This window comes from Delftia sp. DLF01 (assembly GCF_014852125.1).
Lineage (GTDB): Bacteria > Pseudomonadota > Gammaproteobacteria > Burkholderiales > Burkholderiaceae_C > Comamonas > Comamonas acidovorans.
In genome coordinates this window covers 172,037-197,069 of the sequence record NZ_JACVAZ010000001.1, presented here as the reverse complement: position 1 = coordinate 197,069, position 25,033 = coordinate 172,037, and the positions used below count along the sequence as shown (strand labels likewise).

Annotated in this window: 26 protein-coding genes; 9 read left to right on the top strand and 17 right to left on the bottom strand. The window is 65.9% G+C overall.

Annotated elements, in window-relative coordinates; translation table 11 throughout:
• Positions 1–43 precede the first annotated feature (43 nt).
• The 7 genes from IB269_RS00880 to IB269_RS00850 all read right to left on the bottom strand — a co-directional run bounded on the left by IB269_RS00880 (position 44) and on the right by IB269_RS00850 (position 6,063).
• A complete protein-coding gene (locus IB269_RS00880) occupies positions 44–1,054 on the bottom strand; it encodes an inorganic phosphate transporter (protein WP_012207146.1) in 1,011 nt (336 codons plus the stop codon).
• 22 nt (positions 1,055–1,076) lie between these two features.
• Complete coding sequence (locus IB269_RS00875) at positions 1,077–1,724, bottom strand: DUF47 domain-containing protein (protein WP_013800926.1); 648 nt, start codon at positions 1,722–1,724, stop codon at positions 1,077–1,079.
• A 142-nt stretch (positions 1,725–1,866) separates the two neighbouring features.
• Positions 1,867–2,229, bottom strand: a complete 363-nt coding sequence (locus tag IB269_RS00870) for a DMT family protein (protein WP_012207148.1) — start codon at positions 2,227–2,229, stop codon at positions 1,867–1,869.
• Positions 2,230–2,481: 252 nt separating this feature from the next.
• Entirely contained in the window at positions 2,482–3,228 is a 747-nt protein-coding gene (locus IB269_RS00865) for an ABC transporter ATP-binding protein (protein WP_096913852.1), read from the bottom strand.
• Positions 3,229–3,231: 3 nt separating this feature from the next.
• On the bottom strand, positions 3,232–4,026 hold the full coding sequence (locus IB269_RS00860; protein WP_012207150.1) for an ABC transporter ATP-binding protein: 795 nt from the start codon (positions 4,024–4,026) through the stop codon (positions 3,232–3,234).
• A 17-nt stretch (positions 4,027–4,043) separates the two neighbouring features.
• Positions 4,044–5,123 (bottom strand): ABC transporter permease subunit, encoded by a 1,080-nt coding sequence (locus IB269_RS00855; protein ID WP_013800924.1) that lies wholly within the window; start codon positions 5,121–5,123, stop codon positions 4,044–4,046.
• Positions 5,124–5,133: 10 nt separating this feature from the next.
• Positions 5,134–6,063 (bottom strand): branched-chain amino acid ABC transporter permease, encoded by a 930-nt coding sequence (locus IB269_RS00850; protein ID WP_012207152.1) that lies wholly within the window; start codon positions 6,061–6,063, stop codon positions 5,134–5,136.
• Positions 6,064–6,368: 305 nt separating this feature from the next.
• Between IB269_RS00850 and IB269_RS00845 the strand changes: the two genes are divergently transcribed.
• Positions 6,369–6,716 carry a GFA family protein gene (locus IB269_RS00845; protein WP_192366229.1) on the top strand — a complete coding sequence of 116 codons (348 nt, stop codon included), beginning with the start codon at positions 6,369–6,371 and terminating at the stop codon, positions 6,714–6,716.
• 8 nt (positions 6,717–6,724) lie between these two features.
• Here the strand turns inward: IB269_RS00845 and IB269_RS00840 are convergent, their stop codons facing one another.
• Positions 6,725–7,330, bottom strand: a complete 606-nt coding sequence (locus IB269_RS00840; protein WP_192366228.1) for a 2-hydroxychromene-2-carboxylate isomerase — start codon at positions 7,328–7,330, stop codon at positions 6,725–6,727.
• Positions 7,331–7,401: 71 nt separating this feature from the next.
• The gene (locus tag IB269_RS00835; RefSeq protein ID WP_013800921.1) at positions 7,402–8,130 is read right to left on the bottom strand and encodes an SDR family oxidoreductase; all 729 of its coding nucleotides are present in this window, start codon (positions 8,128–8,130) and stop codon (positions 7,402–7,404) included.
• A gap of 91 nt (positions 8,131–8,221) precedes the next feature.
• Here IB269_RS00835 and IB269_RS00830 point away from each other — a divergent pair, with 91 nt between their 5' ends.
• Positions 8,222–8,671, top strand: coding sequence for a winged helix-turn-helix transcriptional regulator (locus IB269_RS00830; protein WP_043825062.1), 450 nt, complete (start codon positions 8,222–8,224; stop codon positions 8,669–8,671).
• 32 nt (positions 8,672–8,703) lie between these two features.
• Here IB269_RS00830 and IB269_RS00825 read toward each other — a convergent pair whose 3' ends face one another.
• Entirely contained in the window at positions 8,704–10,008 is a 1,305-nt protein-coding gene (locus tag IB269_RS00825; protein WP_012207157.1) for a replication-associated recombination protein A, read from the bottom strand.
• Between the two features lie 442 nt (positions 10,009–10,450).
• Here IB269_RS00825 and brnQ point away from each other — a divergent pair, with 442 nt between their 5' ends.
• Positions 10,451–11,764 carry a branched-chain amino acid transport system II carrier protein gene (gene brnQ / locus IB269_RS00820; RefSeq protein ID WP_013800919.1) on the top strand — a complete coding sequence of 438 codons (1,314 nt, stop codon included), beginning with the start codon at positions 10,451–10,453 and terminating at the stop codon, positions 11,762–11,764.
• Here the strand turns inward: brnQ and IB269_RS00815 are convergent.
• The 3 genes from IB269_RS00815 to IB269_RS00805 form a co-directional block, all read right to left on the bottom strand.
• A complete protein-coding gene (locus IB269_RS00815) occupies positions 11,751–13,277 on the bottom strand; it encodes a methyl-accepting chemotaxis protein (protein WP_013800918.1) in 1,527 nt (508 codons plus the stop codon). The genes brnQ and IB269_RS00815 overlap by 14 nt on opposite strands.
• A 168-nt stretch (positions 13,278–13,445) precedes the next feature.
• Complete coding sequence (gene lolA, locus IB269_RS00810) at positions 13,446–14,081, bottom strand: outer membrane lipoprotein chaperone LolA (RefSeq protein ID WP_043825056.1); 636 nt, start codon at positions 14,079–14,081, stop codon at positions 13,446–13,448.
• Between the two features lie 29 nt (positions 14,082–14,110).
• A complete protein-coding gene (locus IB269_RS00805) occupies positions 14,111–16,474 on the bottom strand; it encodes a DNA translocase FtsK (RefSeq protein ID WP_100566215.1) in 2,364 nt (787 codons plus the stop codon).
• Between the two features lie 260 nt (positions 16,475–16,734).
• Between IB269_RS00805 and trxB the strand changes: the two genes are divergently transcribed.
• From trxB to rpmG, 3 genes are all read left to right on the top strand, one after another.
• Complete coding sequence (gene trxB / locus IB269_RS00800; protein ID WP_034396780.1) at positions 16,735–17,688, top strand: thioredoxin-disulfide reductase; 954 nt, start codon at positions 16,735–16,737, stop codon at positions 17,686–17,688.
• 267 nt (positions 17,689–17,955) lie between these two features.
• On the top strand, positions 17,956–18,189 hold the full coding sequence (rpmB, locus tag IB269_RS00795; protein ID WP_012207163.1) for a 50S ribosomal protein L28: 234 nt from the start codon (positions 17,956–17,958) through the stop codon (positions 18,187–18,189).
• 20 nt (positions 18,190–18,209) lie between these two features.
• Positions 18,210–18,380: a 50S ribosomal protein L33 gene (gene rpmG / locus IB269_RS00790; protein ID WP_012207164.1), complete on the top strand. Its 171-nt coding sequence runs from the start codon at positions 18,210–18,212 to the stop codon at positions 18,378–18,380.
• 120 nt (positions 18,381–18,500) lie between these two features.
• Here rpmG and IB269_RS00785 read toward each other — a convergent pair whose 3' ends face one another.
• Positions 18,501–19,985: a PLP-dependent aminotransferase family protein gene (locus tag IB269_RS00785; protein ID WP_012207165.1), complete on the bottom strand. Its 1,485-nt coding sequence runs from the start codon at positions 19,983–19,985 to the stop codon at positions 18,501–18,503.
• 212 nt (positions 19,986–20,197) lie between these two features.
• Between IB269_RS00785 and IB269_RS00780 the strand changes: the two genes are divergently transcribed.
• Positions 20,198–20,566, top strand: a complete 369-nt coding sequence (locus IB269_RS00780) for a hypothetical protein (protein ID WP_192366227.1) — start codon at positions 20,198–20,200, stop codon at positions 20,564–20,566.
• Here IB269_RS00780 and IB269_RS00775 read toward each other — a convergent pair.
• On the bottom strand, positions 20,541–21,764 hold the full coding sequence (locus IB269_RS00775) for a fatty acid desaturase (RefSeq protein ID WP_043825050.1): 1,224 nt from the start codon (positions 21,762–21,764) through the stop codon (positions 20,541–20,543). The genes IB269_RS00780 and IB269_RS00775 overlap by 26 nt on opposite strands.
• Before the next feature lie 115 nt (positions 21,765–21,879).
• A complete protein-coding gene (locus IB269_RS00770; protein WP_192366226.1) occupies positions 21,880–23,208 on the bottom strand; it encodes an RsmB/NOP family class I SAM-dependent RNA methyltransferase in 1,329 nt (442 codons plus the stop codon).
• Positions 23,209–23,300: 92 nt separating this feature from the next.
• On the opposite strand from IB269_RS00770, the gene IB269_RS00765 reads away from it, so the two are divergent.
• Positions 23,301–23,573, top strand: coding sequence for a DUF1653 domain-containing protein (locus IB269_RS00765; protein ID WP_192366225.1), 273 nt, complete (start codon positions 23,301–23,303; stop codon positions 23,571–23,573).
• Between the two features lie 7 nt (positions 23,574–23,580).
• On the opposite strand, the gene purN is transcribed toward IB269_RS00765, so the two are convergent.
• Positions 23,581–24,159: a phosphoribosylglycinamide formyltransferase gene (purN, locus tag IB269_RS00760; protein ID WP_192366224.1), complete on the bottom strand. Its 579-nt coding sequence runs from the start codon at positions 24,157–24,159 to the stop codon at positions 23,581–23,583.
• Between the two features lie 98 nt (positions 24,160–24,257).
• On the opposite strand from purN, the gene IB269_RS00755 reads away from it, so the two are divergent.
• Entirely contained in the window at positions 24,258–24,938 is a 681-nt protein-coding gene (locus IB269_RS00755; protein WP_043796599.1) for a YceH family protein, read from the top strand.
• Positions 24,939–25,033 lie beyond the last annotated feature (95 nt).

The following is a 25,033-nucleotide window of genomic DNA, read 5'->3' as shown; positions in this document are numbered from 1 at the left end:
GACCGCCAATGGCGGTCTTTCTTTTTGGGGCAGTTGTCGCAGCTCAGTACAGCTGGAGGCTGATCCAGTAGGCAATGGAAGCCACGAAGGCGCTGGCAGGGATCGTCAGCACCCAGGCCCAGACGATGTTGCCTGCCACGCCCCAGCGCACGGCGCTGGCACGCTGGGTGGAGCCCACGCCGACGATGGCGCCCGTGATGGTGTGCGTGGTCGAGACCGGCACGCCCAGGAAGGTCGCGAAGAACAGCGTCAGCGCGCCACCGCTTTCTGCGCAGAAGCCTCCCACGGGCTTGAGCTTGGTGATCTTCTGGCCCATGGTCTTGACGATGCGCCATCCGCCGAACATGGTGCCCAGGCCGATGGCCAGGTAGCAGCTGACGATGGTCCACAGCGGCGGCTCCGCGTCGCCGGCATTGGCATAGCCGGTGGCGATCAGCAGCAGCCAGATGATGCCGATGGTCTTTTGCGCATCATTGCCGCCGTGGCCCAGGCTGTAGGCACCGGCGGAGACCAGCTGCAGCCGACGGAACCAGCGGTCCACCCGGTTGGGAGCGGCGCGGCGGCAGATCCAGGCCACCAGCACCATCATCAGCGAGCCCAGCAGGTAGCCCAGCAGCGGCGAGACGAAGATGAAGGCCACGGTCTTCCAGATGCCGCTGGCGATCAGTGCGCCCGCGCCGGCCTTGGCGATCACGGCGCCCACGATGCCGCCGATCAGCGCATGCGAGGAGCTGCTGGGGATGCCGTAGTGCCAGGTGATCACGTTCCAGGCAATGGCGCCGACCAGGGCGCCGAAGACCACGTGCGTGTCCACGATGCCGGGCTGGACGATCCCCTTGCCCACGGTGGCCGCCACGCTGAGGTGGAAGACAAAGACCGCCACCACGTTGAAGAAGGCCGCGAAGGCCACGGCCTGCGTGGGCTTGAGCACGCCCGTGGAGACCACGGTGGCGATCGAGTTGGCAGCATCGTGGAAGCCGTTCATGAAGTCGAACAGCAAGGCCAGCACCACCAGCAGGATCACGACCCACAGGGCCGCTTGTACGGATTCCATAACGAAACGACTCCGCGAGGGCTCAGGAATTCTCGAGGACGATGCCCTCGATCAGGTTGGCCACGTCCTCGCAGCGGTCGGTCACCGTCTCCAGCAGCTCGTAGATGGCCTTGAGCTTGATGACTTCGCGCACATCGGGCTCTTCGCGGAACAGCTTGCTCATGGCCGAGCGCATCACGCGGTCGGCGTCCGATTCGAGGCGGTCGATTTCCTCGCAAGTCTTCATCGCCGCGTCCACCACCGATGGATCGGAGATGCGCGACAGCAGCTTGACCGCATCGCGCAGCCGCTCGCAGCAGCGCACGCACAGGTCGGTCAGGCGCGTGATCTCATCCGTCATGTGGCGCACGTCGTACAGCGCCATGGTCTCGGCCGAGTCCTGGATCAGGTCGGCCACGTCGTCCATGGTGTTGATCAGCGAGTGGATCTGCTCGCGGTCCAGCGGCGTGATGAAGGTCTTGTGCAGCGCCTTGGTGACGTCATGCGTCACGCGGTCGGCGGCACGCTCGGCGTTGTTCACGTCCTCGTTGTACTTCTCGCGAAGATGAGGATCGTTGTAGTTGGCGACAAGCTGCGAGAAGGCATGCGCGGCATCGACGATGCGGTCGGCATGCTGGTTGAACATCTCGAAGAAATTGCCTTCGCGTGGCAATAGTTTGCCAAAAAGCATGAATGCTCCTTACCGGGAAAAGTGGGAACCAGGCGACTCACTGCGTCACATTGCGGATGCTTGGCATGGCTTCCCGGCTTGAACGGGGCGAAGTGTACTCTTGAGTCCCAAGCGCGTTTTTGCGCGCCGGCGCGCCGTCTTGTCAGCCGCTGCGAAAAATAAAATACACCGCGCCCACCATGCACAGGCCGGCCCAGAGGAAGTCCCATTTGAGGGGCTGGTTCAGATAGAGCACGGCAAAAGGCGCGAACACCGACAGCGTGATCACCTCCTGGATGATCTTGAGCTGCGCCACGCTGAACTGCGTGTGGCCTATGCGGTTGGCGGGCACCTGCAGCAGGTACTCGAACAGCGCAATGCCCCAGCTGACAAGGGCTGCCACGTACCAGGGCGACGAGGCGTGGTTCTTCAGGTGCCCATACCAGGCAAACGTCATGAAGACATTGCTCATGGCCAGCAGGACCACGGTCTGCAGCCCGACGGGGATGTGTTGGAGCCAGTTCATCTGAGGTGCGCCCGGGTGCTGGAAGGCCTGAATTATCGCGCCCGCAGTGCCAGAAGCCGGGTTTTCGATTGCTTTCCAAAAATTGCTTTTTTGCGCGAATTTTCTTGAAAAACCTGCTTCATCGCACAGATACGCAACATCCCGCATCAATAGGCATTCGATGAATCTTCATCAAATCGTCATATTTTTGCCATATCCCGTCGATGGCACGGGACATTCCAGCAACCTGTGCGCAGGCGGCGACTCCGGTGATCACTCGCCCAGGTAGGCGGCCCGCACGCGCGGATCGCTGAGCAGGGTCTGGCCGGGCCCGGTCATGGTGATCAGGCCGGACTCCATCACATAGCCGCGATCGGCCAGCGCCAGCGCACGGCTGGCGTTCTGCTCGACCAGCACCAGCGTCACGCCCAGCGCATGCACATCGCGCACCACCTCGAAGATCTTGTCCACCATGATGGGCGACAGGCCCATGGAGGGCTCGTCCAGCAGCAGCACCTTGGGCTGGCTCATCAGCGCGCGCGCCATGGCCAGCATCTGCTGCTCGCCACCCGACATGGTGCCGGCCAGCTGGTCGCGGCGCTCCTTCAGGCGCGGGAAGATGCCGAACATGCGCTCGATGTCGGCGGCAATGCCGGCCTTGTCGTTGCGCGTGTAGGCGCCCATGAGCAGGTTCTCGGTGATGGTCATGCGCGCGAATACGCCGCGCCCCTCCGGCACCATGACCAGGCCCTGGGCCACCAGATCCCAGGCGCCCACGTTGCGGATGCTGCGGCCCAGGTAGTGCACGTCGCCATCCGCCATCTGCAGGCTGCGCGTGACGGCCTTCATGGTCGTGGTCTTGCCCGCACCGTTGGAGCCGATCAGCGAGACCAGCTCGCCCTGGCGGACCTCGAAGTCCACGCCCTTGACGGCCTGAATGCCGCCATAGGCCACCTTCAGTCCATGGACCTTCAACAGCACCGGCGCGGACACGCCCTTGTCTTGCACTTGCTCACCCATGGTTCAGTGTCCTCCGGTGCCCAGATAGGCTTCGATCACCTTGTCGTTCTTCTGCACCTCGGCCGGCGTGCCTTCGGCGATGGGCTTGCCATAGTCCAGCACGGTGACGCGATCGCACAGGCCCATGACCAGCTTCACGTCGTGCTCGATCAGCAAGATGGTGCGCTGGTCCCGGCGGATGCGGTCGATCAGCTCGCGCAGCTGCACCTTCTCGGTGGCGTTCATGCCGGCGGCCGGCTCGTCCAGCGCGATCAGTTGCGGGTCGGTGGCCAGCGCCCGCGCGATCTCCAGGCGGCGCTGGTCGCCGTAGCTCAGCGTGCGGGCCTTGAAGTCGGCGTATTTGGAAATACCCACGTAGTCCAGCAGTTCGCGGGCCCGCGCGCGGATCGCGGCTTCCTCGGCCTTGAAGCCTGGCGTGCGGAACACCGCGCCGATCAGGCCCGAATGCGTGCGCACATGGCGCCCGACCATCACGTTCTCCAGGGCCGTCATCTCGGCAAACAGCCGGATGTTCTGGAAGGTGCGCGCAATGCCGGCCTTGGCCACCTTGTGCACGGCCGAGGGCTCGTAGGCCTTGCCGGCCAGCTCGAAGCTGCCGCTGTCGGGCGTGTACAGGCCCGTGATCACGTTGAAGAAAGTGGTCTTGCCCGCGCCGTTGGGACCGATCAGGCCGTAGACCTGGCCACGGCCAATGGTCATGCCCACATCGGACAGGGCCTGCAGTCCGCCAAAGCGCTTGGAAATGCCCGAAACCCTGAGCACCGGGGAGGTGGAGCCGTTGTCTGCCGTGTTCGCCATCTGCGTTGTCTCCATGCTCAGGACTGGTGCGGCAGGTTCTTGCCATGCTCGGGCGACGGCCACAGGCCACGCGGACGCATCAGCATGATGACGATCATGGCCAGCGCGATCAGCAACTGGCGCAGGATGGAGGCGTCAAGCCGCCCGTCGGTCATCTGCTGCAAGGGACCGGCCACATAGCGCAGCACCTCGGGCAGGGCCGACAGCAGCACCGCCCCCAGGATCACGCCCGGCAAATGGCCCAGGCCGCCCAGCACCACCATGGCCACGATCATGATGGACTCCATGAGGCTGAACGACTCGGGCGAGACGAAGCCCTGGAAGGCAGCGAACATGGCGCCCGAGACACCACCGAAGGAAGCGCCCATGCCGAAGGCCAGCAGCTTCATGTTGCGCGTGTTGATGCCCATGGCCTTGGCGGCGATCTCGTCCTCGCGGATGGCCATCCAGGCGCGGCCGATGCGCGAGTCCTGCAGGCGCCAGCAGATCACGATGCTGACGAGCACCAGGAAGAGGAACAGGTAGTAGTACAGCGTGACCGAGCTGATGTCGTAGCCGAAGATCTCCTGGCGCTTGGCCAGGTCCAGGCCCAGAATCTTCACCGAATCGATCTGGCCTATGCCCTTGGGGCCGTTGGTGATGTTGACCGGCTGGTCCAGGTTGTTCATGAAGATGCGGATGATCTCGCCGAAGCCCAGCGTGACGATGGCCAGGTAGTCCCCGCGCAGCTTGAGCACCGGGATGCCCAGCAGTATTCCCGTGATGCCCGCCAGCAGCGCCGCCAGCGGTATCACCAGCCAGATGGAGGTATGCAGCCCGTCAGGGAACATGGCGGCAAAGCCCTCGAAGGTCTCCGCCAGATGCGGCGAGGCCATCAGCGCGAACATGTAGGCGCCCACGGCGTAGAACGCCACGTAGCCCAGGTCCAGCAGGCCTGCATAGCCCACCACCACGTTCAGGCCCAGTGCCAGCAGCACATAGAGCAGGGCCAGGTCGGCGATGCGCACCCAGGCATTGCCGAAGTACTGCAGCACCAGCGGCAGCACCATCAGCGCCAGGCCGCCCAGAATCCATTGCACGGTCTTCTTGCTGTTCATGCGGTTCTCCTCAGGCGCGGTCGGCCACACGCTCACCCAGCAGACCCGAGGGGCGCAGCGTCAGGATGATGATGAGCACGATGAAGGCGAAGATATCGGTGTAGTGGCTGCCCAATACGCCGCCCGTGAGGTCGCCGATGTAGCCCGAGCCTATGGACTCGATCAGCCCCAGCAGCATGGCGCCGACCACGGCGCCGGCCAGGTTGCCAATGCCGCCGAACACGGCCGCCGTGAAGGCCTTGAGCCCCGGCAGAAAGCCCATGGTGTGGTGGGCCGTGCCGTAGTTGGAGGCATACATGATGCCAGCGATGGCCGCCAGCACGGCGCCGATGATGAAGGTGGCCGAGATCACCACGTCAGGCTTGACGCCCATCAAGGCCGCCACGCGCGGATTCTCGGCCGTGGCCCGCATGGCGCGCCCGAGCTTGGTGTAGTTGACCAGATAGGTCAGCGATGCCAGCGCGATCGCCGTGACCACCAGCACCAGGATCTGGGTGGGCGTGATCACCGCCGTGCCGATCTCGAAGGGCGTGCTCGGCAGCAGCGTGGGATAGGCCTTGTAGTTGGGCTTCCAGATGATCATGGCCAGCGTCTGCAGCAGCAGCGAGACGCCGATGGCCGTGATCAGCGGCGCCAGGCGCGGGCTGCTGCGCAGGCGGCGGTAGGCCACTTTCTCGATCACGAAATTCAGTGCCGCGGCCACCACGCAGGCGATCACGGTCGCCAGCAGCAGGATCAGCCAGCCCGGCGCACCGGGCATGGCCTCCTGCATCAGGCCTATGCAGCTCCAGCTGGTCAGCGCGCCGACCATGAGCACCTCGCCATGGGCGAAGTTGATGAGCTGGATGATGCCGTACACCATGGTGTAGCCCAGGGCGATCAGGGCGTACATGCTGCCCAGGACCAATCCGTTGATGACCTGCTGAAGCAGTATGTCCATATGCGCTCTCCCCTTTAGTCCAGGATGGAGACATTCAGCGTGCCTCGCATCCAAACGAACGGAGCCAGCAATGCCATGGTGGTGGAAGCTCTCCCGCCGCATCCTGGCTTGTGGCCCGGAAACCGCAGGGGATTGGCGATTCTAGGCACCCCCCGGTGGCCTGCAACGCCTTGTTGCAGGGGGGTTTCCCGAGGCTTTACAAGCCACGTGCTCTTATGTAGCACTGCAGCAATTTGCCGTAGCCAGCATGAACTCCTACCATCAGCGGCAGTGCCGCCAGCCCGCGGTGGCCACGGAGAACCCCGATGAAATACCACGGCAGCTGCCACTGCGGCGGCATCGCTTTCGATGTGGAAGGCGAACTCACGCAGGCCATGGCCTGCAACTGCTCCATCTGCGCGCGCAAGGGCGCGCTCATGTGGTTCGTTCCCCGCGAACAGCTGCAGCTGCAGACGCCCGATGAACAGATGCGGACCTACACCTTCCACCGGCACCTGATCCAGCACCGCTTCTGCCCGACCTGCGGCATCCATCCGTTCGGCGAGGCCATCGATCCCCAGGGCCGGCACATGGCGGCCGTCAACGTGCGCTGCCTGGAAGGCGTGGACCCCGAGGCGCTACGCATCACGCGCTACGACGGGCGATCGGCCTGAGGCTGGCTTCAGGCCCGCAGCGCTTGTTCCTCCACATCGCGCAGGCGGTCCTTGCCGAAGTAGATCTCGTCGCCAACAAAAAAGGTGGGCGATCCGAAAGCGCCACGATGGAAGGCCTGCTCGGTCTTTGCCAGCAGCCGGGCCTTGACTTCGGGCGTCTGGCTTGCGGCGATCAGGGCTGGGGCGTCCAGGCCCGCCCCGGACAGCTCGGTGCCGATCACCTGGGCATCGTCCATCTTGCAGCCCTTCTCCCACATGCTGGAGAACACCGCATCCACATAACGCTCGAAGCAGCCCAGGCCCTGCGCCGCCACGGCCCCGCGCATGATTTGCAGGGTGTTGACGGGAAAGTGCGGATTCATCCGGAAGCGCGTGAGCCCATGCCTTTGCACGAAACGCTGCAGTTCCAGCGCCTCATAGGCGCGCTTGTTGGGAATATCGGCATTCGCCTCGGCCGGTGAGCGGTTGTTGGCCAGCTTGAACAGGCCGCCCAGCAGGACCGGCACATAGTCGAAGCGGATGCCGCTGCGCGCCTCGATTGCGGGGATGACCTGGTGGCAGAGATAGGCGTTGGGGCTGCCGAAGTCGAAGAGGAATTGCACGTTGGGGTTCATGGCGCGGCCTGCATCAAATGGGATGGAACATCGAAGCGAAGGGGCTGAAGGGACGCAAATGGCTGAAGGGCCTACCAGGACTCCATCCAGGGGCGGATTTCGGTTTCATGCGTCCAGGCATCGCGCGGCTGCTGGTGCAGTTGCCAGTAGAGGTCGGCGATGTGGTCGGGATTGAGGATGCCGTCCTGCTGCTTGAGGGCATAGCGCTCGGGAAAGTTGCTCCGGATGAACTCCGTGTCGATGGCGCCGTCGATCACGGGGTGGGCCACATGGATGCCCTTGGGCCAGAGCTCGCGCGCCATGCTCTGGGCCAGCGCACGCAGGCCGTGCTTGGCGCCGGCAAACGCCGCAAAGCCCTCGCGCCCGCGCAGGCTGGCGGTGGCGCCCGTGAAGATGATGGTGCCCCGGCCGCGCGGCAGCATCACCCTGGCCGCCTCCCGCCCCATCAGGAAGCCGGCGAAGCAGGCCATCTCCCAGACCTTGAAGTAGACGCGCGCCGTGGTTTCGGTGATGCCGAAGCGCACGTTGGCGCCGATGTTGAAGACGGCGACCTCGATGGGTGCGATCTCGGCCTCGATCTTCTGCACCAGGGCCACCATTTCCTCTTCCTTGCGCGCGTCACTGCCAAAACCATGGGCCTGGCCACCGGCGGCGCGGATCTGTTCGACCAGGGGCTGGAGCTTGTCCGCGTCGCGGCGCGTGACGCAGGCGATATAGCCTTCGCGCGCAAAACGCCGGGCGATGGCACCGCCCGTGGCGTCACCGGCACCGATGACGAGGATGGCTTTCTTGTCGGTCATGGAATCTCCGTGGATGAAGAAGTCAGTTCATTTTTTGAACTTTATTCACGGTAGGTTTAAAATCTGAACTCGTCAAGCGGGGAACTGCCCAATGAAATGGAACGAACTGGAAGAGGAGCGCTGCTCCATCGCACGCACGGTCTCGGTCATCGGCGACCGCTGGACACTGCTGGTGCTGCGCGACTGCTTTCTGGGCGTACGCCGTTTTGATGAATTCCTGGGGCGCCTGGGCATTTCACGCCCCATGCTGTCGGACAGGCTGGCCAGGCTGGTCGAGGCAGGCGTGCTCAAGAAGGTGGCCTACCAGGAGGCGCCGGTACGGCACGAGTACCGCCTCACGCCCAAGGGGCTGGACCTGCATCCCGTGGTCATGGCCATCGTGCACTGGGGCGATGTACACATGTCCGGCGAGGAAGGCCGGCCCTTGCTGCACCGGCATACGGTGTGCGGCCACACGTTCGACCCCCTGGTCGTCTGCTCGGAGTGCCACGCCCCCCTGCACGCGCGGGACGTGGCGGTGGAGCCCGGCCCGGGCGCCTAGCCCCGGCACCGGCCTGCCCTCACCGGCTTCGGCTATGCGCCGCCAGCCTCTTCGTCCCACTTGCGCAGCACGGCCAGCTTCTCGCCGATCTTGATCTCCAGGCCCCGGGGCACGGGCTGGTACCAGCCCGGCTCCGCAATGCCTTCGGGCAGATAGGTCTCGCCGGCCGCGTAGGCGTTGGGCTCATCGTGCGCGTAACGGTATTCATGGCCGTAGCCCAGCTCCTTCATGAGCTTGGTGGGAGCGTTGCGCAGGTGCACGGGCACCTCGCGGCTCCTGTCCTGCTTCACGAAGGCCCGGGCCTTGTTGTAGGCGTTGTAGCCGGCGTTGCTCTTGGCGGCCATGGCCAGGTAGATGACGGCCTGGCCCAGCGCCAGCTCGCCCTCGGGGCTGCCCAGGCGCTCATAGGTCAGGGCTGCGTCGTTGGCGATCTGCATGGCACGCGGATCGGCCAGGCCGATATCCTCCCAGGCCATGCGCACGATGCGCCGCGACAGGTAGCGCGCATCGGCGCCGCCATCGAGCATGCGCGTGAGCCAGTAGAGCGCAGCATCCGGATGGGAGCCGCGCACGGACTTGTGCAGGGCAGAGATCTGGTCGTAGAAGTTGTCGCCGCCCTTGTCGAAGCGCCTGGCATTCAAGGTCAGCGCGTTCTGCACGAACTCGGCATCGATCCGCGTGACGCCCGCAGCACCGGCCGCCGTCTGGCATTGCTCCAGCAGGTTCAGGAACCGCCGGGCATCGCCATCGGCATAGCCGACGATGGTGTCCCGCGCCAGGTCGTCGAACTCCAGCCCGCCCAGGGCCTTTTCCTGCGCCCGCAGCAGCAGTTGCCGGAGTTCATCGTCGGTCAGGGATTGCAGCACATAGACCTGCGCACGCGACAGCAGGGCCGAGTTCACCTCGAAGGAAGGGTTCTCCGTGGTGGCACCGATGAAGGTGACCAGCCCGCTTTCCGCATAGGGCAGCAGCGCATCCTGCTGGGACTTGTTGAAGCGGTGGATCTCGTCCACGAAGAGGATGGTGTGCCGGCCCATGGCCAGGTTCTGCTGCGCCTGCTCCATGGCCGCGCGGATGTCCTTGACCCCGGAGAACACCGCCGACAGCGCAATGAACTCGCACTTGAAGGCCGTGGCCGTGAGCCGTGCCAGCGTGGTCTTGCCCACGCCGGGCGGCCCCCAGAAGATCATGGAATGCGGCTTGCCTGACTGGAAGGCCAGGCGCAGCGGCTTGCCCTCGCCCAGCAGATGGGACTGGCCCACGACCTCGTCCAGGGTCTTGGGCCGCAGGGCTTCGGCCAGTGGTGCGGAGGGCTCCTGGGTGAACAGATCAGCCATGGGCCAGCTCCGTCGCAGGCAGCGCCGCGCAGAAGGCGTTCGGCAGCCCATGTGCCGGATTCGCTGCCGAGGGGAACAGATGCAGTTGCAAAACCATGACGCCATTGTCCACGCCATGGCGGCAGCGGGTGCGCCGGCCCCTGATGCCTGTACCTGGCCGCGGGGGATGAAGCCATGGATCGCCAGCCGGGAGCCTGGCCATCGCCTGCAGGCATGTCACTCACATGACATGAATGGTTTGCATGCATCTCATAAAGAGCAATCACTGACATTTTTCACCCGCTTCGGGCCGCCGCCCTAAAATGCTGCCCTTTGCGGAGCCGGCCGCGCGGCATGCGCGGCCATAGGGCCTGCGCCATTGCTGCCCCATCGCTCCGCGCCTCCCACCGTTTCCGGAACTGCCTGCCATGCGGCAAGGCGGGACCTTTTCATTTCTACATCCATGCAAACACTCAAGACCCGGGACCTTATCGCCCTAGGCTTCATGACCTTTGCGCTGTTCCTCGGCGCGGGCAACATCATCTTTCCGCCCATGGTCGGCCAGGGCGCCGGCGAGCACGCGGCCGCTGCGGCCACGGGCTTTCTGCTCACGGGCGTGGGCCTGCCGTTGCTCACCGTGGTGGCGCTGGCGCGCGTGGGCGGCGGGCTCGATGCGCTGACCTCGCCCGTGGGCCGCAAGGCCGGCATGGTGCTGGGCCTGCTGATCTATCTCATCCTCGGCCCGCTGTTTGCCACGCCGCGCACGGCCACCGTGTCGTTCGAGATGGGCTTTGCGCCCTTCGTGGGCCACAGCAGCACTGCGCTGTTCATCTACTCGGCGGTGTACTTTGTGCTGGTCATGGGCCTGTCCCTGTTCCCCGGCAAGCTGATCGACACCATCGGCAAGCTGATCACGCCCGTGCTGATCCTGGCCCTGGTGGTGCTGGGTGCCGCCGCCGTGCTGCTGCCGGCCGGTGCCGCCACCAGCGCCAGCGGCGACTACCTGGTCGCGCCCCTGACCGAAGGGTTTCTGGAGGGCTACCAGACCATGGACGCGCTGGGCGCCCTGGCCTTCGGCATCGTCATCGTCAACGCCATCCGGGACCGGGGCATCTCCCACACCGGGCTGCAGACGCGCTACGCCATCATCGCGGGCGTGATCGCGGCCGTGGGCCTGGGCCTGGTGTATCTGTCGCTGATCCATCTGGGCGCCACCAGCCAGTCCATCGCCCCGCAGGCGCAGACCGGCGTGCTCATCCTCACGCGCTATGTGGATCACACCTTCGGCCCCATCGGCAGCCTGCTGCTGGCCGTGGTGATTTCCCTGGCCTGCCTGACCACGGCCGTGGGCCTGGTCAGCGCCTGTGGCGCCTACTTCAGCGAGATGCTGCGCCTGCCCTACCGCGCGGTGGTGGTGGCCATTGGCCTGGCGTGCATCCTGGTGTCCAACCAGGGCCTGGCCCAGCTGATCGCCCTGTCCGGCCCCGTGCTGGTGGGCATTTATCCGCTGGCCATCGCCCTGGTGGTGTTGAGCCTGCTGTCAGGCCTGTGGCGCAATGCGCAGCGCGTGTTCGCGCCGGTGCTGGCCGTGGCGCTGGTGTTCGGTCTTGTCGATGCCGCCAAGGCGGCCGGCTGGCAGGACTGGCTGCCGGCCTTCCTGAACAGCCTGCCGGGCAACGGCATGGGCTGGGCCCTGCCCGTGGCAGCCACCCTGGTGCTGGCGGCGCTCCACGACCGGCTGCGCCCGGCCCCGGCCACCGCGTTCAGGCCGTCCTGAAACGCGCCATGAGTTCGACCAGCTGATGGGCCTGCTTGCGCAGGCTCTCGGCGGCCGAACTGGTCTGCTCCACCAGCGCGGCGTTCTGCTGGGTCCCCTCCTCGATGCGGACGATGGCGCTGTTGACGTGGCTCACGCCAGCGCTCTGTTCGCCGCTGGAGTGGCTGATGGCGCCGATCATGCGCGAGACCTTCGCAATCACCTCCTGCACCGAGGCCATGGTCGCACCCGCGCTGTCCACCTCCTCGGCCCCCAGGGCCACGCGCTGGGCGTTGGCCTGGATCAGGTCACGGATTTCCCGCGCAGCGCCCGAGCTGCGCTGGGCCAGCGTGCGGACCTCGGCGGCGACCACGGCAAAGCCCCGGCCCTGTTCGCCGGCCCGCGCGGCCTCCACGGCCGCATTGAGCGCAAGAATATTGGTCTGGAACGCGATGCCGTCGATCACCTCGATGATGCTGACCACGCGCTCGGACGCATCCTGGATGCTGCGCATGGTGCCCACGACGGCCGAGATGGCATCGCCACCGCGCGTGGCGATGTCGCTGGCGGACGAAGCCAGCAGGTTGGCCTTCTCTGCGTGATCGGCATTGCCGCGCACGGTGGAGTCGAGCTGGTCCATGGACGACGCCGTCATCTGCAGGGCCGATGCCTGCTGCTCGGTGCGCTGGGCCAGGTCGCTGTTGCCGGCCGCGATCTGCGAGCTGGCGGATGCCACCTGCTCCGCATTGCCGCGCACTTCCACGACGATGCTGCGCAGCTGCTCCTGCATGGCGCCCAGCGCCCGCAGCAGCTGGCCCAGTTCGTCTGGCCCGCCGCTCGCTATGGCATTGGTCAGATGGCCCTGGGCCACCTTCTCGGCCAGTTGGACCGCGCTGCGCAGCGGTGCCACCACGGCACGTGTGATGAGCCAGCCAATGGCCACGCCGGCCACGGCCGCCACCAGCATCAGCACCAGGCTCAGCTCCGTGGCGTGCTTGCCGCTGCTGTAGGCATCGTCGGCCACCGCCTTGCTCTGCGCCGCAATGCCGGCCTTGAGCTGGGAAAGCAGCTCGGCCGGCTCGCGGTCCACGCCGCGCACGGCCATGTCGCCCACGGAGGGGTCGAAGCCCGTGGCCTCGAATTTGTCCAGCCCCACGCGGTAGCCTTCGGCCATCTTGCGGTGCTGCGCCACAAAGCCCTGGGCAATCTCGCGCAGGGAGGCATCGTCCACCAGGGCCAGCAAGGCCGCGGTCTTGTCCTGCACGGCGCGCTCATCGGCCAGAAAGCCCTTCCAGTGCTGCTCGCGCAGCGCGTTGTCCGAGCCGCGCAGCAGCACGTTCTTCCATTCCTGGACCTGGGTTTTGAAGTGGCCTTCCACCTCGGCGGCAAGGCGTTCCGCCGCCATGTGGCGCTGGACATCGCCGTGAAAGACGCCTAGGGATCGATGGGCCGACCAGAGTCCGAAGAATCCGGCAGCGAGGGTAAATAGCAGCGCCATGGCAATGGCGAGCGGCAACTTGCGACTGAGGTTCATAAAGGCATGCGAGAGCCGGCCAGCATGTCCTCGGAGGGACGTCGAAACAATCGCTGGCCGCAGGCCGCCATTGTCTCGACGATATTAGGCAAAACCATTACAAAACCTCACAAACTGCGCACTGCAGCTGTGACCGGCCTGAAGGGTTGCCCCGCGCAGCAGCGCGGCTTACTGCTTGAGCACGTCGGCGCCCGCTGGCACCTTGAAATCGAAAGTCGAGGCCGGCAGGGACGCCTGGGTCTGCAGCTGGCTGAAGCGGATCAGCGAACGCTGGCCAAAGCTGTCCAGGATGTCCAGCGCCGAAAGCTGGCCATCGGCCGCAAAGCCCACGCGCACGCTCTTGAGCTGGCCGTTCTTGTCCTTGGGGCTGGCCTGGACCCATTGCAGGCCATCCTGCTCGGGCGCGGATTGCAGATCGAAGTCGGCACTCAACGCCTTGAGATCGTTGGCCGACGCCAGGATGGCGGCCGGCGTGCTGCCCAGGGCCTGGGCCTGGGGGCGCTGCGTGACCTGGTTGAGGTCGGCGTCATAGAGCCACAGCGTCTTGCCGTCGGCGACGATGGTCTGCTCGAACGGCTTGGTGTAGACGAACCTGAACTTGCCGGGACGCTGGAATTCGAACTGGCCGCTGGAGTTCTTGGTGCGCGGCGGCTGGCCATCCTTGGACGGGGCCGTGACGGCCTGGGTGAATTCGGCGCGGCCGGCCTGGGAATTCTTCATGAATGCTTCCAGGCTCTTGAGGCCATCGGCCCACGAGGCCGTCGCGCTTGCCGCGATCACAACTGCAGTCAACAGACGTTTCATTCTTTCTCCATGATTGCGGGGAAGCGGGCTCATTCCCCGGCGCGCGCGGGCACCAGCACTTCGCGCTGCCCGCTGGCCGTGAGACCGCTGACGAGGCCCGCCTTTTCCATATCTTCCAGCAGGCGCGCCGAGCGGTTGTAACCAATCCTGAGCTTGCGCTGCACATACGAGATGCTGGCCTTGCGGTCCTTGAGGACCACTTCCACGGCCTGGTCGTACATGGGGTCCTTCTCGCCGTTGCCGCCATCGCCGGACTCCGAGCCGAACTCGCTGTCGCCCTCGGCCGTGCCGCCTTCGAGCACGCCTTCGATGTAGTCGGCCTCGCCCTGCTCCTTGAGGTAGCCCACCACGCGGTGCACTTCCTCGTCCGACACGAAGGCGCCGTGCACGCGCACGGGCAGGCCCGTGCCGCTGGCCATGTAGAGCATGTCGCCCATGCCCAGCAGGGATTCGGCGCCCATCTGGTCAAGCACGGTGCGGCTGTCGATCTTGCTGCTGACCTGGAAGGCGATGCGCGTGGGGATGTTGGCCTTGATCAGGCCGGTGATCACGTCCACGCTGGGGCGCTGGGTGGCCAGGATCAGGTGGATGCCGGCCGCGCGGGCCTTCTGGGCCAGGCGAGCGATCAGCTCCTCGATCTTCTTGCCGACCACCATCATCAGGTCGGCCAGCTCGTCGATGACGATGACGATGTGCGGCAGGCGCTGCAGCGGCTCCGGCTCCTCGGGCGTGAGGCTGAAGGGGTTGGGAATGGATTCCTCGCGCGCCTTGGCCTCGTCGATCTTGGTGTTGTAGCCCGCCAGATTGCGCACGCCCAGCTTGCTCATGAGCTTGTAGCGGCGCTCCATCTCGGCCACGCACCAGTTCAGGCCATTGGCGGCCTGCTTCATGTCGGTGACCACGGGGCACAGCAGATGCGGAATGCCTTCGTAGACCGACATTTCCAGCATCTTGGGGTCGATCATCAGCAGGCGCACATCACGGGCCTCGGCCTTGTACAGCAGCGACAGGATCATGGCGTTGATCCCCACCGACTTGCCCGAACCCGTGGTGCCGGCCACCAGCACGTGCGGCATCTTGGCCAGATCGGCCACGACCGGATTGCCCACGATGTCCTTGCCCAGGCCCATGGTCAGCATGCTCTTGGCGTCGTGGTAGACCTGCGAGCCCAGCACCTCGGACAGGCGGATGGACTGGCGCTTGGCATTGGGCAGCTCCAGCGCCATGAAATTCTTGCCGGGAATCGTCTCGATCACGCGAATGGACACCAGGGACAGCGAGCGCGCCAGATCCTTGGCCAGGTTCACGATCTGCGAGCCCTTGACGCCCGTGGCCGGCTCGATCTCGTAGCGCGTGATCACGGGGCCGGGCATGGCGGCGACCACATGCACATCGACACCAAAGTCCTTGAGGCGCTTTTCGATCAGCCGGCTGGTCATCTCCAGCGTTTCGGGCGAGACGCTTTCCTGGCGCTGCTGCGCCGCATCGAGCAGATCCACCTGGGGCAGCTTGCTGTCGGGCAGTTCGGAGAACAGGGGCTTCTGGCGCTCCTTGACCACGCGCACGCTGGGTAGCGCTGCCTCCTGGAGCACGGGTTCGATGATCTGCACGGGCTGCGGATGCTGAACGGCGCTTTCCGTGCGCTCTTCCTGCACCACTTCCTCGCGCTCGCGCGCAGCGCGGCGGCCAGCGGCTTCGTCCCGGGCCTTTTCACGGCGCGCAAAAAGAAAGAGCACCCAGCCGTCCAGGCGTGCGCCCATGGATTCGGCCAGATGACCCCAGGAAAAACGGAACACCATGGCCAGGCCGATCACGGCCACGCAGATGCCGATCAGGCCCGAGCCCATGAAGCCCAGCCACTGCAGGCTGTGGTACCCCAGCATGTAGCCGAAGACGCCGCCGGCCGGGCCGGGCAGCACGCTCTCAAAGCGGTACAGGCGCGTCCACTCCAGTGCGCAGCTCGCACCCAGCAGCAGCAGCAGCCCGCCCCAAAAGCGCAGGCGCCGGCGCCACAGGGGCGGCAGTGGCACACCGTCGCGCGGCACGCCGCCGCGCAGCCAGCGCGCAAAGGAAGACAGCCAGGTCTGCAGCGAGGCCAGCACCAGCCACCAGACCGACATGCCGAAACCGAAATAGCAGGCGTCGGCCAGCCAGGCTCCGACGCGGCCCATCCAGTTGGCGACCAGGCGCGCGTGTCCCGCCCCGGAGGTGGACCACGCTGGATCCTGGGGCGAGTAGCTGAGCATGGAGGCAAGCCAGAACACCAGGGCCAGCAGCCCGGCCAGCAGCAGCATTTCGTGGCCGAAGCGCGCCACCATGCCGGGGCGCGCCGCAGACCTGGATTTGCCCTTGGCGGATGTGGAAGCGTTCAGAGCGTTCAATGAGTAAGTCATACGCAGGCGGGAGCTTACCCCAGCCCCCTCGGACTGGCCGCAAAAACAGCCAGGGCGACCCGCAAGCGTAATGCAAGCACTTGCAACAGAGCATGACACCGCCGCATGACGGCGCCACGTCGATCATTTTTGACAATCCGGGCCATTGATCCATATGGCAACGGGAACCTGACTGCGGAGCGATACTCCATTGCTGTTCCCGATGTATCTTTTTTCTGCACGCCGACTGCCGGCGTGCGCCTTTTTCAAGAACTGCATCCATGTCTTCTACCCAACACGCCAAAGTCCTGATCCTCGGCTCCGGCCCTGCCGGCTACACGGCCGCCATCTATGCCGCGCGCGCCAACCTCAACCCGCTGCTGGTGACCGGCATGGCCCAGGGCGGCCAGCTGATGACGACGACCGAGGTGGACAACTGGCCTGCAGACGTGAACGGCGTGCAGGGCCCCGAGCTGATGCAGCGTTTTCTGGAGCACGCAGAGCGCTTCAAGACCCAGGTGGTGTTCGACCACATCCACAGCGTCGATTTCTCCAAGCGCCCCTTCACGCTGACCGGCGACTCCGGCACCTATACCTGCGACAGCCTGATCATCGCCACCGGCGCCTCGGCCAAGTACCTGGGCCTGCCCTCCGAAGAGGCCTTCATGGGCCGCGGCGTCTCCGGCTGCGCCACCTGCGACGGTTTCTTCTACCGTGAGCAGCCCGTGTGCGTGGTCGGCGGCGGCAACACGGCCGTCGAGGAAGCCCTGTACCTGTCCAACATCGCCAGCAAGGTCACCCTGGTGCACCGCCGCGACAAGTTCAAGGCCGAGCCCATCCTCGTGGACAAGCTCATGGACAAGGTCCGGGCCGGCAAGATCGAGCTCAAGACCCACTTCGTGCTCGAAGAGGTGCTGGGCGACCAGTCCGGCGTGACCGGCATCCGCATCAAGAGCACCCAGGACGGCCATGCCGAGGATATCCAGCTGCAGGGCTGCTTCATCGCCATCGGCCATGCGCCCAATACCGAGATCTTCAAGGGCCACCTGGAGATGGACGAGACCGGCTACATCATCACCCAGGGCGGCCTCAAGGGCTTTGCCACGCAGACCAGCGTGCCCGGCGTGTTCGCGGCCGGCGACGTGCAGGACCATGTCTACCGCCAGGCCATCACCAGCGCCGGCACGGGCTGCATGGCCGCGCTGGACGCCCAGCGCTTCCTCGAACAGGAATAAGCAGGACGCCACCCCGCCCGCCCTGCTCTCCCGCAGGGTGGCAAAAGCCCCTGGCTGCAGCCGTGTTTGGCTGGCCCAGGGGCTTTTCTCATGGAGACGCTATAATCCGTGGCTTTGCTGAATTTGAAGCGCGCCTTGCTTGCATGGCCAGGACACTTTCAGCATGGGGTTACCGCCACCCTTTATGGCGAGGTGAGGTTGCCGGCAAGCCATGCAGCAAATGCAGGGCATCAGCGTCGGCGGCTGTACAACTATCGGAGTGTCCTCATGGCACGCGTATGTGAAGTAACGGGCAAGAAGCCCATGGTGGGAAACAACGTTTCCCACGCCAACAACAAGACCAAGCGTCGTTTCCTGCCCAACCTGCAATACCGCCGTTTCTGGGTTGAGAGCGAAAACCGTTGGGTGCGCCTGCGCGTTTCCAGCGCTGCTCTGCGCCTGATCGACAAGAACGGTATCGACTCCGTGCTCGCAGACCTGCGTGCCCGTGGCCAAGCCTAAATCCCTCAAGGAGAAACACCATGGCTGCTAAAGGCGGACGCGAAAAGATCAAGCTGGAATCCACTGCAGGAACCGGCCACTTCTACACCACGACCAAGAACAAGAAGACAATGCCCGAGAAGATGGCGATCATGAAGTTTGATCCCAAGGCTCGCAAGCACGTCACGTACAAGGAAATCAAGCTGAAGTAATTCAGCCTGTTCCCGGTACCGACAAAAAACCGCCCGGCGCAAGCCCGGCGGTTTTTTTGCGTCCGCTTTGTGTTGGCTTTGTGCCCGCTTTGCGTCCGTTTTTCGTCTGTTTTTCGCCTGTCACCCACTGCGCGCCGGCTGACCCAGCTGCGCACAGGCCATGGCACCCAGCTCGCGGCAGGCCTGCTCGATCACGGCATCCACCGGCAGGGTGCAGCCCAGGCGCATGCAGTGCTCGTAGCGCCCCGAGTTCGAGAACATGCTGCCCGGCGCCGTGCGGATGCCGCGCGCCAGCGCCTGCGTGAACAGCGCGGACGTGGACACGCCAGCCGGAAACTCCAGCCACAGGCTGAGCCCGCCGGGCGGCAGGCTCAGCCGCGTGCCCAGCGGGAAAAACCGCGCCACCAGCTGCGCCATGCCTTCACGCTGGCGCCGCAACTGCTGCTTGAGGCGCTGCAGATTGCGCAGATGCGCGGGCGAGCCCACGCAGGCGGCCGCCAGCAACTGGGCCAGGGTCTGGGTGCCCCGGCTGCGCGCGAACTTGAGCATCTGCACCCGCCCATGCCACTGGCCAGCGTTCATCCAGCCCTGGCGCAGGCCCGGCGCCATGCTCTTGTTGAAGGCCTCGCAATAGATGACATGGCCCGGCAGGCGATCCCAGGCCTTGATGGGGCGCACGGGCTGGCTGCTTTCCACGAACAGTCCATAGGAGTCGTCCTCGATCAATGCCACGCCGTGGGCGCCGCACAGATCGACCAGCCTGGCCTTGTGCTCATCGGGAATGCGCGTACCCAGCGGCATCTGCAGCTCGGGCACGACCACCACGGCCTTCAGGCGCGGCTGGGTCTGCAGGGCCAGCTCCAGCGCCTCGATGGACAGGCCGGTGCGCGGGCTGCAGGGAATCTCCAGCGCCTGCATCTGCAAGGACTCCACCACCTGCAGCAGGCCGTAGTAGGTCGGCGACTCCACGGCCACCACGTCGCCGGGCGAGGCCACGGCGGCCAGCGCCAGGCTCACGGCCTCGGAATTGCCCGTGGTCGCCAGCACGTCGGCCGGTGCCACATGGATGCCCGCCGCCAGCGCGCGCCGCGCCATGGCGCGCTGGAAATCAGGGTGGCTGCCCATCATGGAGCGCCCCAGTACCAACAGGTCAGGCTGCTCGCGCAGCAGCCGGGCGGCGGCCTGGTTCAGGTAGCCGCGATCGAACAGTTCGGGCGGCGGCGTGGCACCGCCCAGGTCCACGCGCACATCGGCCTGGCGGCCGCGCTCCAGCATCAGGGAAATGTGTTCATTGATGCCTGCGAAGTGCGGCTGCGGCAGCGGTTGCACCGGCTGGCTCAGGTCGGGCTCGCTGGCCGGGGCCAGGCCTGCAGGCCGGGCATCGCGCACAAAGTAGCCCACGCGCGGGCGGGCTTCGAGCTGGCCCAGGTCCTCCAGATGCCGCAGCGTCTGCAGCGCCGTGGACAGGCTGACCTCATGGCGGCGCATCAGCTCGCGCACGGAAGGCATGCGCTCGCCCGCCTTGAGCGTGCCCAGTTCCATGGCCAGGCTGTAGTCGGCCGCCAGGCGGCGGTACAGGGTCGGCGAGGCGCTTGCAAGGGTCATGGAACAGATGGAGAACGAATCAGGGACGAGAGGACTTGCCCGCGATCTTGCCCCAAGACGCTGTTACGCAACAGATACAGATCCATCGACCACAAAGCAGAACAGATCCACCGCCATCTGCACTGCTGCGATGCAACAAGCCGCGGGCTGTGCCTGTGCCGATGAAGGCCGCATGCCTACGCTTGAGGGCCTGGAATCACAGGACACAGACCATGCACAACGCCGACACCCGCTCCTTCGAACTGCGCCATCTTGCCCCCGGCAACGATATTCACCTGCATGTGCTGGAGGGCAGTGAACTGTTCTGCCGCCACGGCCCGCTGGAAATCACCGCCCCGCAACAGGCCTGGGCGGATGGGGTGCCCGCGCCGGCCCTCAGGCTGCAGCCGGGCCAGGGCTGGCGTGCGGGCGCCGATCTGCAGATACGGGTCCGCTCCTTGTCCCAGGCCATGGCAAGCCTGGAACTGCGGCAGAGCCCCACAGCAAAAAGCCGCATCGCCTCCGAAGAGGGGATGCGGCCCCGGGCATGGTCGGTTGCCGGCTGGCTTCGCGGCTTCAGGCGTGGGCAGCGCGCAGCTTGACGGAAAACTCCTTGAGCGCGGCAATGCCGCTGGCCTCGGCGCGATGGCACCAGGCCTGCAGATGGGCTGTCAGTTGCTCGCGCGACAGCGAGGTGTTCAGCCACAGCTGGCGCAGCTCCTCGCGCATGACCAGCATCTGGTCGAGCACGGGGTGGGCTGCGCGCGCCTGGGCCAGTTGCCCCTGCGCCTGGGCGGGCACCTTGTCGGCATCGCGGTGCAGCCAGCGGCGCGCCGTCTTGAGCAGGGACAGGTCGGCCTGCCGGGCCTTGCGCTGCTTGAGCGCATCGAGCTCGATCTGCACGGCGGCGCGCACGCCGCGCGCATAGCGGGCCATGACCTCGTAGCGGTTGGCGATCACGGCCTCCAGCGTCTTTTCGTCGGCCACGGGCTTGACGGCGCCCATGACCAGCCGCGGCGCCGTCTTCTTGACCTTGGCCCAGCCCAGCTTCTGCATGGCGCTGATGTAGACCCAGCCCACGTCGAACTCATAGCGCTTGACCGAGAACTTCGCCGAGGTCGGGTAGGTATGGTGGTTGTTGTGCAGTTCCTCGCCGCCAATGATCAGGCCCCAGGGCACGAGGTTGGTGCTGGCATCCTGGGCCTCGAAGTTGCGGTAGCCCCAGAAATGGCCCAGGCCGTTGACCACGCCGGCAGCCCAGAACGGAATCCAGGCCATCTGCACGGCCCAGATCGTCAATCCGATGGCGCCGAACAGCAGCACATTGATGATCAGCATCAGCGAAGGGCCCCAGATCGAATGCCGGCTGTAGAGATGACGCTCGATCCAGTCGTCGGGCGTGCCGTGGCCGAACTTCCTGAGTGTCTCGGCGTTCGCCGCCTCTTCGCGGTACAGCTCCGCACCCTGGCGCATCACGGTGTCCAGGCCGCGTGTCTGCGGGCTGTGGGGGTCGTCCTCGGTTTCGCACTTGGCGTGGTGCTTGCGGTGGATGGCCACCCACTCCCTGGTGACCATGCCCGTGCCCAGCCACAGCCAGAACCGGAAGAAGTGCGAAGGAACCGGCCCCAGGTCCAGCGAGCGGTGGGCCTGGCAGCGGTGCAGGAAGATGGTGACGCCCGCAATGGTGATGTGGGTGGTGACCAGGGCGTACAGCAGCAGCTGCCACCACGACAGCTGCCACAGGCCATGGGCCATCCAATCCACGGCGAGGTTCCAAACCGATCCGAAATCCAGCGACATAACCGAAGCCTTTGGCAAGGCGGCGCCCAGTGGCACCGATGCCTCAATTTTAGGCGATGCGCCTACAAAGGCATTCGGCAATCTCCTGCGATTTACAGCTTATTGCGTCTGCAAGTTACGGCTTCCGGGTCCAAACGGCGGCGAAAAAGCCATCCGTCTCATGGCGCTGCGGCCACAGGCGCAGGTACTGCGTGCCGGTCTCGCCGCCGCTGCACAGCGCATCGCCCTGCTCCACCTTAAGCTGGGCCAGCAGTTCGCCGGCATCCATGGCTACGAAGTCAGAGTGCTCCGCTGCAAAGGCCTCGGCGATGGCTTCGTTTTCCTGGGGCAGGACCGAACAGGTGGCATAGACCAGGCGCCCACCCGGCTTGACCAGACGCGCTGCACTGGCCAGGATGGCCGCCTGCTTTTGCGTGAGCTCCTCGATGGCCTTGGCCGACTGGCGCCACTTGAGGTCGGGATTGCGGCGCAACGTGCCCAGGCCCGAGCAGGGCGCATCGACCAGCACGCGGTCGATCTTGCCGGCCAGACGCTTGACGCGGTCGTCGCGCTCATGGGCGATGGCCGCGGGGTGCACGTTCGACAGACCCGAGCGCGCCAGGCGCGGCTTCAGGGCTTCGAGCCGGTGGCCGGACACATCGAAGGCGTACAGGCGCCCCGTGCTGCGCATGGACGCGCCAATGGCCAGGGTCTTGCCGCCTGCGCCGGCGCAGAAATCGACCACCATTTCGCCGCGCTTGGCGTCCAGCATCAGCGCCAGCAGCTGGGAGCCTTCATCCTGCACCTCGATGGCGCCGCGCGTGAAGGCGTCCAGCCGGGCCAGCGCAGGCTTGCCCTGCACGCGCAGGCCCCAGGGCGAGTACGGCGTGGCTTCGGCGGCGATGCCGGCAACGGCCAGTTCCTTTTGCACATCGGCACGCTTGGCATTGAGCGCATTGACGCGCAGATCCAGCGGTGCGGCCTGTTCCATGCTCTGGGCAAAGGCCCAGAAATCTTCGCCCAGCTGCTGCTTGAGCGGCGCGACCAGCCACTCGGGCAGGTTGTGGCGGTGCGGCTCCATCAGCTCATCGGGGCGCACGGCATCGCAGGCGTCCAGCCATTGCAGTTCCTGGGGCGACAGCGCTGCGCGCGCAAAGCCGAGCGCCTCCTTGACGCCCTGCTCGGACTTGCCGGCCACGCGGGCCAGGGCTTCCTGGCTATGGGCAAAGCCCAGGATGGCCAGCCTGCGCTCGCGCGAGCCGCTGCCAGAACGTGCCAGGCTCTCAAAAAGCAGCTTCTTGCGCAGCACGGTGTAGGCGGTTTCGGCCAGCGCGGCACGCTCGCGCGGGCCCAGGTTGCGGTTTTCACGGAAAAAGCGTGACACCACGGCGTCTGCCGGGTGTTCGAAAGTCAGGGTGCGCTTGACCAGTTCGGCGCAGGCGTCGAGAAGCTGTTTGGGATGCATGGGCGCAATTGTCCCACCGCCTTGCAAATCCGAGAGGGCCACAGGTCGGAACCCGCAGCAGCCCCCGGCTGGCGCAGCTACCATGGCGCACCATGACCGACGACGACCTGCCACCCCTGATCCCCACGCCCCCGGGCCTGTACCGCCACTACAAGGGCGCCCTCTACGAAGTGCTTGCCACCGTGCGCCACAGCGAGACGCGCGAGTCCATGACGCTGTATCGCGCGCTCTATGGCGAGCGCGGCCTGTGGGTGCGGCCTGCCGCCATGTTCAATGAAACCGTGGTCATCGACGGCGTGAAGCAGCCCCGCTTTGCACGCTGCCCCGAGCCGGAGCAGCAGGCCTTTCAGAGCGAAGGCCTGTGAGCAGACCCTAGCCCCGCATCAACTGCGCCACGGCGCGCGGGTAGATGAGGTGCTCCTGCACCAGCACGCGCGCGGCCAGCGTCTGGGCCGTGTCGCCGGGCAGCACGGGCACCACGGCCTGCTCCAGGATGGGGCCCACATCCAGCTCGGCCGTAACGCGGTGCACGGTGCAGCCGGCAAAGCGACAGCCTGCATCGATCGCCCGCTGGTGCGTGTGCAGACCCGTGAAGGCGGGCAGCAGCGAGGGGTGGATGTTGATCATGCGTCCCTCGTAATGCGCCACGAAGCCCGGCGTGAGGATGCGCATGAAGCCGGCCAGCACGATCAGCGAAGGCGCGTGGCGGTCGATCACCTGGGCCAGCTCGGCGTCAAACGCCTCGCGGCTGGGGAACGGGCGGTGGTCCAGCACCTCGGTGGCAATGCCTTGCTCGCGCGCGAAAACAAGGCCCGAAGCCTCGGCCTTGTTGCTGACCACGGCGGCCACGCGGGCGCCGTAACGCCGCGCCCAGTCCTGTTGCTGCGAAGCACGCACAATGGCAGCCATGTTCGAGCCGCCGCCCGAGATCAGGATCACGATATTTTTCATGGGCGGCGATTGTCGCACCGCAGGCCGCGCGGCCTGCGCCAGCCCCGGCAAGGCCCATGGCCCTGCCGGGCCTTGTCACCTCTTCCGTTCAGACCCCCATGCCATTCGATCCCCGCTCCACCCCCCTGACCGCTGTCGAAGCCCGCGTGCTGGCCACCCTGATGGAGAAGGCGCGCACCGTGCCCGACAGCTACCCGCTCACGCTCAACGCGCTGGTCACGGGCTGCAACCAGAAAAGCAGCCGTGATCCGGTGATGGAAGTCAGCGAAGGCGAGGCCCAGGAAGCGCTGGACAGCCTGCGCCTGCGCACCATGTCCGTACAGATCAGCAGCGCGCGCGCCACGCGCTGGGAGCACAACTTCCCGCGCGGCGTGGGGGTGCCCGACCAGAGTGCCGTGCTGCTGTCCCTGCTGATGCTGCGCGGCCCGCAGACGGCGGGCGAGCTGCGCATCAACTCCGAGCGCTGGCACCGCTTCGCCGACATCTCATCCGTCGAAGCCTTCCTGGAAGAGCTGCGCGAACGCAGCGAGGAAAAAGGCGGCCCGCTGGTCGTGCTGCTGCCACGCGCGCCTGGCGCACGCGAGCAGCGCTGGGCCCATCTGCTGTGCGGCCCCGTGGACGTGAACGCCATGGCCCAGCCCCCCGCTGCAGCAGGCGCACGCGGCGATGCCCTGGCCCAGCGCGTGGTCGATCTCGAAGCCCAGGTACAGCAATTGCAGGCACGTCTTGCGCATGTCTATGCACAGTTGGGGCTGGAGGAGCCCGGCCAATCCAGCTGATCGCCTGCGCTCAGGCCGCCCCAGCGACAAGCCCCGGACGGTCCCGCTGCCCGGGGCTTGTTGCATCAGGGATTGCCATAGGTTGTCACGCCCTG